The sequence below is a fragment of the Mesorhizobium sp. M0571 genome, assembly GCF_040320985.1.
Lineage (GTDB): Bacteria > Pseudomonadota > Alphaproteobacteria > Rhizobiales > Rhizobiaceae > Mesorhizobium.
This window is the reverse complement of record NZ_JAMYQT010000089.1, coordinates 1-11,223: the sequence shown is the minus strand read 5'-3', so window position 1 is coordinate 11,223 and position 11,223 is coordinate 1. Positions and strand designations below refer to the sequence as shown.

Genomic DNA, 11,223 nt, shown 5'->3' with positions numbered 1-11,223 from the left:
GGGAACTCCATGGTCGGATCGCGGGCTCTACCCGCTCAAGGCCTATGAATACCGCGCCATCTCAGAACCAGGCGACACTCCCGCGAAGCGGGTTCGTGCATGCTGCGCGTTGCAGACTGGCGGCTTTGGGGCCGCAAGCAGATCGGCAGCTTTCGAGCATCCCGTTGGCAAAAGCAGTCATTCAGCTCACGACCCCAGGCGGATGCTCGTTCGCCCTTGGCCGAATCGCGCCCCTGACCCATTCCAGACATTCGTCGGATCCTAGACCGAACATGTAGCTTGGAACTCAAAGGGAGCCACCGAGCCGATACGACCGGACTAGGAAGCCAATTGACCACAATACTTGCCTGATATGCTGCCCCGGTTGCGCGCTCCAGAACGGTCACTCGTCGAGCCAGTATTGGCGGGAACAGCCGAACTGGCGCGACGCGACAGATTGGCGCTTGGCGACAAATCCCGTTGCGGAGAGACTCCGGGGCGAGTTGTTCGCTTTCGCACCAGGCACGATCATGTAATCCTGATCGACCAGTTGCAATTTCAGCTCCCTGAGATGCCGTTTGAAGCCGTTCTCGATTTGGCTCCGAGGATAGCGCCATCCATTCCTGCACGCTCGGATGAGAATATCGGAATACAATTCGGCACTAACGGCTCTCGTGGCATCTTCGGAAATCAGCTTGCCACCAGATTGCGTGCCTTCGGACAAGCATGGTCCAGCCGACAAAGGCAGCACCAGCATTGCGGCAAAGATTGATGACTTTGTCATGGATACCTCCTGTTACAGAATGGATTGGGGGCTCTGCGACCCTACGAAACCGTATCGACAGGAAAGCCTAGAATTGCTGGCGGTCGGATGGCATCGTGCAAATGCTGTGTTTTCGGGATCGCATCTGTAGTATTTTGCCGTGCCGGGTCGGCCACAACTCGTAGCGGATCGGAGACTTGAAGCGATGCTTCGCGCCGTAAGCAATCCTCTGACCAGTCTGTCGGACCGGGAGCGGGTGGTCGCTGCAAAATTCGCCGAGGGGATGACCTATCGTGAAATCGGCGAGACGCTCTTCATAGCGCCGACTACCGTTCGGACCCATCTGTCGGCCATCTATCGGAAACTCGATATTCGCAACAAAGTGGCGCTTGCAACCTTGCTTGCCAACCAACACGAGCAAGACACGGGCCAGGCACCATCCGGTGGCCTTTCGGTAGAGGGCTCAGGGCCAACAGTCGTTGCGGTTCTCCCTTTTGACAATCTGAGCGCGGACGAACCATGGAACCGCTTGGCCGATGGCTTGTCGGCGGACATCATGGTCGACCTCGCTCGCTACCCCGACCTTGCGGTCATCGCCCGCCAGACCATGCTCTCGTACAAGGGACGGCGCGATGACGTGCGATCCATCGGGCGGGAACTGAATGCGGATTATCTACTTGAGGGGACCTTGCAGGCGGCAGCGCAGCAGCTGCGGATCTGCGTCCAACTCGTCGACGCGCGCACTGGAGTCGATTTGTGGACGGCCCGCTATGATCGATCTGCGGAAGACCTGTTTGCGATGCAGGACATAGTCACCGAAAACGTCGTCAATGTCCTTGCTAGCTGTTGCGGCAAGCTCGCAAAACTTCGACGTGATGTTGTCCGTCGAAAACACCCCGCCAGCCTTCGTGCCTATGACTACTATCTGCTCGGCGTCGAGCAGCACAATTTGTACACGCACGCTTCGAATGCGGAAGCGGTGCGGCTTCTGACGCGTGCCATCGAGCTGGACCCGGGTCTTGCCAGAGCCTGGACAGTCTTGGGGCTGGCGCATGCCGTCGCCGCCATCAATGCGTTTACCAATGACCCTTCCGCCGCAAAGGAGCGCTGGAAACTGTGCCTCGAACGAGCTTTGGCGCTCGACGCGGGTGATACCCATGCGCGCATATGTCTAGCCGAGCTTCGAGCCTTGCAGGGCGATCTCGTTGCCACAGCAAGAGAACATGATCTTGCCTTGGCGGCCGCCCCGCACGATGCCGATACCCTTGCCTTGCTTGCCGGAGGAAAGGCATTCGTGACAGGCGACCCGCAGGAAGGATATGAACTGGCGAAGCGCGCGATCCGTCTCAATCCACATGTTTCCTGGTACTATAGCATGCTGGGCCGGTCGAGCTTCGTTGTAGGTCTCCACAGGGAGTGCCTGACCGCGTTCAGCCAAGCTCCGCCGGACTCGCCTGCAACGCTGCTGTTCCAGGCCATGGCGCACGCCATGCTCGGCGAAACACCTCAGGCAATAAAGATTGCCAACCGGTTGGCGAGAGAATTTCCAGACATTTCGGCCGAAGGATTTATCGGCTCCTATCCAGTCACCAATCCTCCTGCAATTGCCGCGATCCGGGAGGGCGCCCGCCGCGCGGGGCTGGCCTAGCTTCAATTGAGATACCATTGCGGAGCCCTCGGCGCGACCAAGCGAATCTTAGCGACAATGTTGATTGCCTATGGCGTCGTAGACGCTATCGGCTACGCGCAGGCGCAGAATCCGCTCACCATCATTGCACCAGTCTCTGGTCAAACTGTTGATGGGACGCTCTCCTTTTCCGGGACGGCTTCCGTCAACAGCATTACACGGCGCGGAACCATTAGCGGACAGACCAATGCCGGGGTCGAATGCCGAGGGACGGCTACCGTCAATATTGCGTTCTCGCATGGAGAAGGAACGATCGTTTGCGGGCAACTCTCGTCCCGGTTCGTGTTCTCGCTGACCAGCAGACAACCCCCGGCTGGCACAGGAACGGGAACCCTTTCCGACGGGCGCAAGGTCATGTTGAGAATAGGACAATGACCACAATCGACAGCCGTTCTGTCGAGAAGTGGCGAGCTGAAAACATTGATGTACGTGGCTCGACTATTAGTCTTGCCAAAGCCGATGGAAGCCGAGTCGGTCGATGACTTCGGACGCGGAAAACGGGAGCCTGCGAGGGCCCCGTCGTAGCGGATTAATGGGTGGGCAACGCCTTCTCACGGCGCACGTTGCTTTCTCCCGTTCGGCCCAGTGGCCGAGCAGCGTTGACTGCGGATCATCGCACGGATGGATTGGAATGACTAGAACGAGGCCGAGAGCGGAAGGGCAGCTTATGGAGCTTCATAGATGAGAGCGACGTTCAAGCCACGAAGCGCCGTGAGCGTAGATCGGAGCGCTCGCGACTGCAGAACGGGAATCCCAATTTCCGTCGCAAATCTCTGGAGCTTTGTCGGCTCCTGCAACAGAGGTAGGTTAGCTTATCTCGTCAGGAATAAAGCCACCGGTTTGGTGTTTCCACAGACGGGCAAACAGGCGATCCTGTCCCACCAGTTCGTCCGGCCCGCCTTCTTCCACGATGCGTCCCTGATCGAGCACAACTATCCGCTCCATCCTGGCAATCGTGGAGAGGCGACGTGCGACGGCGATCACCGGGGTCGAGTTTGTCCGTGTGGGTTCTGTGCCCGAAAGGTAAGGCCGTAGTCACTGCCTTTACAACGAGCCGAACTGGTTGCACTGTACTGCTTCGCACCGAATTTGAGCACGGCCTTCTGCAGGAGGGATCAATGGCAGGCGTGGAATCGATATATTTCACCGTGACGGTTAGTGATAAATTTTTGAGAATAACAGACAAACTACCATTTCCCGAGCCGCCGCCGACGGAGTTTTCCCTGAAAGTCGGTGATGCCAAACGTGAGGTGGCCGTTACGACCCAAGGCAATAACGTCGGCAGTGTCGATGTCTATGTGAGCAAGAACGAGAAAGATTGGCTTGTACACGAAGAGAATATGGAGGTCGAGGCTGACACCACATACAATATTAATGACAAAGCTTTCCCGCAACCGCCACCCTCGAAGTCGAAGCAAGAAGCCGCCAAGGAAGATACCAAGAACTAACTTTGGCTCCCCCCTCCGCGGCTTAGCCGGCCGCCGCGATGTGCCAGCATGAAGCTGTTCCCGTAAGTGTTCGGGCTGCGGTTGCCGGGAAGGTTTGCATTCAAGATGATTTCTTCGGCGAAGTCAGTACTTGTGGCAAGTTCCATGATCGGGGTTTTCTTTGTAACTCCCCACATGACGTATCCCAGGTCATCAAATCCGCATCCAGTCGCGGCGGTTTCTCCTGACGTTGGATGAAAAATGAGTAGTTTTGGTTTGTCATTGCGGTAGCATTGACCTTCAAAGGCATATCCATAGACGACAGCAATCACCTCCTTGGTTGGAATTATAGGCTCGAGGTCGTCGCGTTTCTTGACAATGGACATGCGAAGTAAGTTTTCATTCAACGGCAAAGTCGCTGTTCTGTGACTAACTTTGCCCACATTATCGAAATTCAACCTGACGCCATAGAGCGTAATCTGATCCGGCAAATAGTTTTGCGCGCTCGGTGGTGCGGGAATATCGGACATGGTGCTTCTCCCTCCAGTATTGGTTGGTGATCGACCTGACCCACCGCCCGGGCCAGACGGTTTAAGTGGGTTGCCTGTCGGCGTTGGTGACTTTGGCATCCCTTTCTCCTTCAAAAAATCTCGCGCCAGGCGAAGTTGTCGACAAGGCTGTCAGCGAAGCGGTGCGCACGCCCGCTTTCGCAGGCAACAACCATCGCCTCGGCTGCTTCGCGATAGTCTAGTGCATGCGGATCAAGCTCTTCCCACGACCGCACCAGGATCTCGCCCACCAGATCGCGGGCTTCTTCCAATGCCGATTTCAATGCGAAGAGGCGGCCGTCATTGGCGGCGAGTGAGACTGAAAGCAGGTCTTCGACCTCTTCTTCGGAAAGCTCACTCCTGAGATCACGAAAGTCACGCGGATCCAGATCGGACAGCCCGCGTTCGAACAGCAGCACCTGGTAGATCTCGATAAGGATGTCGAAGAGTGCGCCCGCGAAGGGCTTGGAAAGGTCATGCACTTCCGTGCTGACGTCGCTCATCCGCAGCGAGTGGCTGAACCGTCGGACCTGCTTTTCGTCGGAGAGCTCGCCGAAGCGGTCCAGTTCGTTATTGATCAGGAGATTGCCGCGCGTGCGCCGCAAAAGCAAATCCAGCGCGGTATCGAAGTGCAGGAGCGAGATCAGCGCGATGAAATCGGCCACTGCCTCGTGATAGGCGAAGTATTCATGCGGCGGATCGAAACGGGGGACTCCCATGACGCCGAAAATCACCAGATGCCCGATCTCGTGTGCGACAGCATCGAAGTTGAGCGCGAAGGGCTGCGTGGTTCCGCGCGCCTCATCGATCCCCATCTCCAGAAAGCCGTAACCCGACTGGGCGTTGTCCCAGTTCAGCCGCGGCACAATCTCGAGACGCGGATAGGTCGGTTCGAAGAACCAGGGAATTTCGCGCCCCACATAGCTCTCGCAGATGTCGAGCACCCGCCGCACGCAAGCGTAGGCATGCGCCGCCTCGAACTCCGGTGTGCCCAGCGGAATGTTGTCGAAGTGCCCGTCTGGGCCGGCTACCGCAGGCGGCCTGAGGGCACCGGCGTAAGGAGGCAGGTAAGGAAACTGGTATGGCTGCTTTTCAAGCAACGGGTCGATCACATACATCCGTCGGTCGGCTGGCCCGGGGCCGATCGCGTCAGGCGGCGTGGAGACCCAAATCATCTCGGGCCGTTCGTAACCCTGAATGAAAGGAGGTTGGGGAAAAACAAGAAAGCGTGTTCCAAGGCGCGAAGCCGCGGATCCAACACCCGACTGCCATCTTGCACTGGCGCCCATGCAGGCAGTCCCACCCCTCTCCTGAAAGGACAGTCTGAAGTATTCCTGTTAGATCAAAATCCATCCCGTTCCGCAAGAACAGACCCAATGTCGTCGTCCCACAGCCCGGCCGCGCCGAGATCATAGGCCCAAGCTTCGGTCAGGGTGAAAGGCGGGGTCATCGGCGCATGCGCCAGAAGTTCAGGGCAGCATGCAAGTTTCGCCAGCAAGCCGGTTGCGTCTTCGCGTTTGCGGTCGATCGCCGATCGGGGGAGCCAGTCAGCAAGCCGATCCAGGGCCGTTGCGGATTTGCTGGGCAGAGAAGATCGCGCCTCCGCGAGCAGCCTCGGATAGCTGCGATTGACGAAGTGCGTGTCGCGCGCCAGCAGTTCCAGAGATCGCCTTTCCACGGCGTTGATGATGCCTGCTCGCAATGCCCGCTTTAGCGTAAGGCGCATATTGATAAGCGCTTCGCTCAGCGCCGCCGCGCCGAGTTCAGTAGGACACATCGCTACGGCGACTTCATCGTCGTCGGCGAGCGGCGTCAACGCGTACCATCGGTAGATGAAGCCATGGCCCTGCATACCGAACGCCGCCAGTTCAGCGGCGCGGAGCGCGCCCATGCTTGCCGCCCCGAACACCGGAACTCCGTTTCCCAACGCCCACAGGATTTCCTTGTGACGAACTGCCGGTACCTTCCCGAACGAACCGTCGATGAGGATTATCGCTTTCGGTTGATAGGCTCTCATTGCGCGGACGATCGAACCCTGTTCGGCGGGCGGTAGATAAACGGCGTCGAGGATGGCTGCCGCTTGGGCACGCGGCAGTGTCGGTCCGAGGAAAATGACCGGCTTGTCCACCATCCCTATCCTCTGATGAGGTCTTTGAGCGGAGGGGCGACGAGACGGACAATCTCGATATCGGGATCCGTGCTGCTATGGAGCGGCACGACAAGGGCGGCCTGCGCTCCGGCGCGCCTTAGCGATTTGAGAACGGCGTCGAGCTTGCTGGCGCCCGAGGTCGGTCCGACGCTATCGGCGGGAAGCGCGGTGGCGTTCCCTGGCACCCGGAACGAGCGTCGACGCGTGTCCAGGTCCACTCGGTCGTACCACTCGGGATAAGCGGCACGTGTAATATCTTCACGGGCACCGGCGAGCGCGGTTACCCGGGCCTGTGCCGCCTCCATCAGTGCCTTGGCCAAGGCGCCATCATGGGTAAAGTCGCACGCAAACCCCTCGCCCGGCAGCGGCGCAATCTCCTGATGCGCTTCCGATTCCATTACGGCGCAGCGAAAGACCGGCAAATCATGATCGCCTGGGACGAGCCATATTCCCGCAACGAGATCCGCGGCTGCGAGGCTTGCCAGAATTCGCGACGAACGCGGACCGCCAATACGGGCGGGGTCGATACGAATTTCCGGAAAGGAACGTGGATACCGCTTGGCGCCTGCGATGCTCGCGCGCTCGATGATTTCTAGCGCTGCATGGGTGATCGCGGAAACTAGCGTTTGCCCGGCGGCGAGTCCGCGCGTGGATCGGGGAAACGCCACGGGATGCGGGGACGGAAGCGTGTAGATGGTATCGACCAGGGGGAGAGGAACTGGCAGCACCCGGCCGGTGAAAATATCATAACCGTCGGTCCACTGGAGTTGCAGTTGATCCCAGCCGGCGTCGAAGTCATGGACTCGGCAGCCGGCATAGAGGGCCCGAATCTCTTCCCCCAGAACGCGCGCGCTTGCGATCCTGATGCGCTCATGCGAGACCTGCTCCGCTGCCCATCCTTCGAGCGCTTCCATCAGCGCCCCGGCCGCTGCCTCTATGAGGGTTTCACCCTTGCCCTGGGAGACAGCGTTGGAGAGCGACAATGGCCGCACGGCTTGAGCAACCGCCACGCCGGCGCGATCAAGGCGGGTCAACGATCCGATCCGCGTTATGCCAAAACGTCTCCGGACGGAGAAAAGCCCGCGGGCGAGCTTCTCGGTGGCTGCGGAGTCTGTGCACTGGGCATCGCCAAGGGCGGAGAGTTCGCGGTCGAGCCTAAGACCGATCTCATTCGCAGGAATGGCAAGCGCCTGCGCAAAGCCGGTGTCGGACTTCACAGCCGGAGCCGATCGAGGTCCAGCCGCACGCGTGACGCCAGGGGTGCGGCCCGCTGTTCGGTGCTGACTTCGAGCGCTCGACGAAGGTCGGCCACCACCGCCTCCTGCGATTCGCCAAGGGTATGACGGAGCACAGCGCGCTGCCGTAGCAACTCAGCAAGCCAGAACACTTGCCCACTGCCGGTCGAAGCCGCGATGATGCTATCCAGTATCGACAAGGCCTCGTCGTTGCGTCCAGCGCGTTCGAACAACTCCGAACGCATGCCCTCAAAAACGGGGGCACCCTCGTAGGTCGCGATCTCGCGCCAGCGTGTCAGCTCGGTTTCGAATGCCATTACGCCAGCTGCCGCGTCCCCGCTCATACCCTGCGCCCAGGCACGGAACAGCGCCGCCTTGGCGAGTACACCCGGCGTTGCCCGCCCGAGTTCTCCGATCCTTTCGGAGACCGCAATCACACCGGGATGGTCGTTTCGATATCGTTTCAGCTCGATCTCGAACTCCAGTGCATGCAACATGCTGTTCGGATGATTGATGTGCTCGGCCCATCGTTTGGCAGCGATTATACTTTCGGAAGCCCCATTGTCGTCGCCTACGAACCACAGGGAGAACGCACGTTCGCCCAGGCCGCAGACCTTGGCGTCATGACCTCCGTAACGGCCGCGGTTGAAACATGCGCGATCCTCGTCGTAAAGAACGAGACCCTGCTCGACGCATTTTAGGCAGTGCGAATGCAGCCCGGCATCAATGTTGGTCGCCCATGCGCAATGCAGCGACTGAAGCCGGACCTCAGGATCTGCAGAGCCTTCAAGGTCCTGCACGAGGATGTCGGATCTTGCGCGCTGTGTCTGGTAGTCGGGCGCAGTGAACCACCAACCCCAGTAAAGCGGGAACCATTCTGCACGATCCCGATCCTTAACCGTGGCGCACAGCGATACGCCGCGCTCATAGATCGCACGCGCTTGCTTGCTGCCTCTACCGAAAAGCGCTGCAACGACCGGCCCGCGAACTGTGAGGAGGCGAAGCAGCTGCTCATTCGACTCGGCATTCCTGCCGGCCTGAGCGAGTTGTTTCTCAGCGAAATCCAGCAGGTTTTCTGCCTCCTGCATTGCTGACCGAACATCGCAAGCCTCTGCCGCCTGAATAGCGTGGCGCGCCGCCTGCACAGGCTGTCCGGCCTGCCCGAAATGCCATGCCATCGTCTCGTCGGAGAGCGGCGGAACAACACCTGATTGAATGAGATTTACAACGCTTGTGTGGATTTCCTGCCGCTCGGATTTCAGGAGGCTTTCGTAGGCCGCTTCCTGGATCAGCACGTGGCGGAAGCGAATTTCCATACCGCCAGACTTCCGACGGACAATCCCGGCTTGGACAAGACCTTCGATTGCTTCGTCCAGAGGTATGGCAAGAGGCCCAAGTTCAAGCACACAAGCCAGCAGTTTCCGTCGGAACTGTCGCCCCAGGACGCTTGCGATTTGGGCGACACGTCTCAATGGCCCCAAGCTGGCGAGGCGGGCTGCGAGAAGATCCCGGAGATCCAGAATGCTATCCGCACGAAGCAACGCCTCCAATCCGGCCCGATCGGGCAAGCCAGCCTTCGCTCGTTCACGGATCCAAAGCGCCAGCTGTTCGGCAAACAGGGGCACGCCATCGCTCTTCTCGTAGATAAAGGCGACCAGTTCATCTGGTGGCGAATAATCCTCCCAGATCGTGCTGAGCAGCTCCGCGGTAGCTTGAGCAGTCAGGCCAGACAAGGCGACGGCAAGCACGTTTGGATCGCCGAAACCGTCCGGCGCGATAGCCTCGCGCGACGTAACTACGGCAAGAATCGGCCGTGTTTCGATCCACCGGCTCAGCTTGGCGACAAGTGCTTTGGTGAGCGTGTCTGCCCAGTGAACGTCCTCGATTATCAGGAGGAGCGGTCCAAGAACGGACGGCGACGTCAGAAGTGACAGCATGGCCTCGACAACACGCGCCCTGATCTCCTCGTTCGAGAGATCGACCTGCCAGGCTTGGCCAGCGCCCCCCTCCGTCTCGCCCGCGACAAGGAATGTGATGATCTCGGCATTCAACGCGCCAAGTTCCGAGCCATGTGACCGCAGGTAGCGCGTGACCGCATCCCGATCCGGGTCGGGGTTGCCGGTAGTGTCTGCGATTGCCTTTCTGAGAGGTTCTAGAAACGGGTGCAGCGGTTCCGAATTGCCGCGCGGCTGACATTGAAACACCAGTGTCCGCACACCCTTAGCGGCAAGATCACGGCGGAACTCGGCGATCAGCCGGGATTTTCCGATCCCGGGGTCGCCATGGAGAAGAATGAACTGGCCATTGCCGTTTGCGGCTCTAACCCAACGCCGGCCACACAATTCAAGCTCGTCTTCGCGACCGATTAGCGGCGCGGAAACGCGCCGATACGCTGTGAAGCGGTCGAACTGCTGCCGGCGAGTTAATGGCCGCCACAAAAGTACCGGTTCGCCAAATCCTTTCAGGTGCCTTGGACCGATCTCCTCGAATTCGAACGCGCCCATGGTAAGCCGATAGGTGGCTTCTGCGACAGCAACACTGTTCGGCGCTGCTTCGGACTGGATGCGCGCAGCCAGTGCCGGCGCGACGCCAATAATCTCGGTGGCGCCCGGAAGGTTCGTTTTCGAAGCGTCAGCGATGACGACCACACCTGTGGTGATGCCGACCCTTACCTTGAGGCTGGATTCGGACTGTCTCGCCAGTTTCTCGCACCACTCGACAATTTCGATTGCCGACGCGACCGCACATTCGGCGGCATCTTCCCTGGACTCGGGAAAGCCGAAATAGGCGCAGCCGCCGTCGCCATGAACCCGCTCGAGGTAGCCATTGTAGTCGCTGATCAATGCAGCCGCTCCATTGTGGAGCGAACGTTGCATAGCGCCGAATTCTTCGGGGTCCAGCTGATTTAGCAGAGTGGTCGAACCAACAATGTCATAGTACAGCGCGGTCACATGCCTGCGCTCCCCTGCAAGCGACCCGGTCTGAACTCGTTCCCTGGTGGTCATCGGACGTCCTGCAACACGCTGAGAGAGCCACGCGGCTTTCTCGGATGTTATCGAAGCTCCATCGTGAGCACTAAGTCTTAGAATAGTCCCATTGGCAACGGCATAATGTGTTCCTAGCCCACCCGTCTGCTATCCGTTCGCAATCCAGTCGTGATCATCAACGCGGGCTTTCAGTTCGCTGCAACGACAGGAATGGGGTGCCTCTAGCCTAACAGGAGTGTCGGCTGGAGGAGCGCGCGTGCGATCCACGTTTGGCGCAATCACGTCTCTAGCGCGCTCACTGGCAACGTCCGCTTCCGGGATAGGGCCGCGTCTCCGGAATGTCTTAGATGCTGAAGGGTTTCGGGTGCCGTCAGGCGTACGAAAGTCTCTCATGCAGGAACCCGCGGGCCGCACGCGGTGAGCTATGGGGATTTGTGTTTCGGGGTGT

General features: G+C 59.3%; 9 protein-coding genes and 1 pseudogene. 3 read left to right on the top strand and 7 right to left on the bottom strand.

Annotated features, from left to right (window positions below; all coding sequences use genetic code 11):
• Positions 1-382: 382 nt before the first annotated feature.
• Positions 383-703, bottom strand: a complete 321-nt coding sequence (locus NKI85_RS36270) for a hypothetical protein (RefSeq protein WP_352780622.1) — start codon at positions 701-703, stop codon at positions 383-385.
• 244 nt (positions 704-947) lie between these two features.
• Here NKI85_RS36270 and NKI85_RS36265 point away from each other — a divergent pair, with 244 nt between their 5' ends.
• Positions 948-2,390, top strand: a complete 1,443-nt coding sequence (locus NKI85_RS36265; RefSeq protein ID WP_352532702.1) for a LuxR C-terminal-related transcriptional regulator — start codon at positions 948-950, stop codon at positions 2,388-2,390.
• Positions 2,391-2,447: 57 nt separating this feature from the next.
• Complete coding sequence (locus tag NKI85_RS36260; protein WP_352532704.1) at positions 2,448-2,804, top strand: hypothetical protein; 357 nt, start codon at positions 2,448-2,450, stop codon at positions 2,802-2,804.
• A 432-nt stretch (positions 2,805-3,236) separates the two neighbouring features.
• On the opposite strand, the pseudogene NKI85_RS36255 reads toward NKI85_RS36260, so the two are convergent.
• Positions 3,237-3,413 (bottom strand): annotated as a pseudogene (locus tag NKI85_RS36255) (hypothetical protein); the annotation flags it as partial.
• 134 nt (positions 3,414-3,547) lie between these two features.
• Here NKI85_RS36255 and NKI85_RS36250 point away from each other — a divergent pair.
• Positions 3,548-3,877: a hypothetical protein gene (locus NKI85_RS36250; RefSeq protein WP_352530591.1), complete on the top strand. Its 330-nt coding sequence runs from the start codon at positions 3,548-3,550 to the stop codon at positions 3,875-3,877.
• Here the strand turns inward: NKI85_RS36250 and NKI85_RS36245 are convergent.
• The 5 genes from NKI85_RS36245 to NKI85_RS36225 all read right to left on the bottom strand — a co-directional run bounded on the left by NKI85_RS36245 (position 3,874) and on the right by NKI85_RS36225 (position 10,793).
• The gene (locus NKI85_RS36245; protein WP_352530587.1) at positions 3,874-4,386 is read right to left on the bottom strand and encodes a hypothetical protein; all 513 of its coding nucleotides are present in this window, start codon (positions 4,384-4,386) and stop codon (positions 3,874-3,876) included. The genes NKI85_RS36250 and NKI85_RS36245 overlap by 4 nt on opposite strands.
• A gap of 110 nt (positions 4,387-4,496) precedes the next feature.
• Positions 4,497-5,693, bottom strand: coding sequence for a gluzincin family metallopeptidase (locus NKI85_RS36240; RefSeq protein WP_352780620.1), 1,197 nt, complete (start codon positions 5,691-5,693; stop codon positions 4,497-4,499).
• A 53-nt stretch (positions 5,694-5,746) separates the two neighbouring features.
• Positions 5,747-6,535, bottom strand: a complete 789-nt coding sequence (locus tag NKI85_RS36235) for a TfuA-like protein (RefSeq protein WP_352530583.1) — start codon at positions 6,533-6,535, stop codon at positions 5,747-5,749.
• Positions 6,536-6,537: 2 nt separating this feature from the next.
• On the bottom strand, positions 6,538-7,770 hold the full coding sequence (locus NKI85_RS36230) for a YcaO-like family protein (RefSeq protein ID WP_352530581.1): 1,233 nt from the start codon (positions 7,768-7,770) through the stop codon (positions 6,538-6,540).
• On the bottom strand, positions 7,767-10,793 hold the full coding sequence (locus tag NKI85_RS36225) for an ATP-binding protein (RefSeq protein WP_352780618.1): 3,027 nt from the start codon (positions 10,791-10,793) through the stop codon (positions 7,767-7,769). Before NKI85_RS36225 ends, NKI85_RS36230 begins: the two co-directional genes overlap by 4 nt.
• Positions 10,794-11,223 lie beyond the last annotated feature (430 nt).

What these genes read in the sequence shown, in the direction of transcription:
- NKI85_RS36260 (WP_352532704.1), top strand. Translation starts at nt 2,448, where the DNA reads ATGTTGATTGCCTATGGCGTCGTAGACGCTATCGGCTACGCGCAGGCG.
- NKI85_RS36225 (WP_352780618.1), bottom strand. Translation starts at nt 10,793, where the DNA reads ATGACCACCAGGGAACGAGTTCAGACCGGGTCGCTTGCAGGGGAGCGC.
- NKI85_RS36240 (WP_352780620.1), bottom strand. Translation starts at nt 5,693, where the DNA reads ATGGGCGCCAGTGCAAGATGGCAGTCGGGTGTTGGATCCGCGGCTTCG.
- NKI85_RS36265 (WP_352532702.1), top strand. Translation starts at nt 948, where the DNA reads ATGCTTCGCGCCGTAAGCAATCCTCTGACCAGTCTGTCGGACCGGGAG.
- NKI85_RS36250 (WP_352530591.1), top strand. Translation starts at nt 3,548, where the DNA reads ATGGCAGGCGTGGAATCGATATATTTCACCGTGACGGTTAGTGATAAA.
- NKI85_RS36235 (WP_352530583.1), bottom strand. Translation starts at nt 6,535, where the DNA reads ATGGTGGACAAGCCGGTCATTTTCCTCGGACCGACACTGCCGCGTGCC.
- NKI85_RS36245 (WP_352530587.1), bottom strand. Translation starts at nt 4,386, where the DNA reads ATGTCCGATATTCCCGCACCACCGAGCGCGCAAAACTATTTGCCGGAT.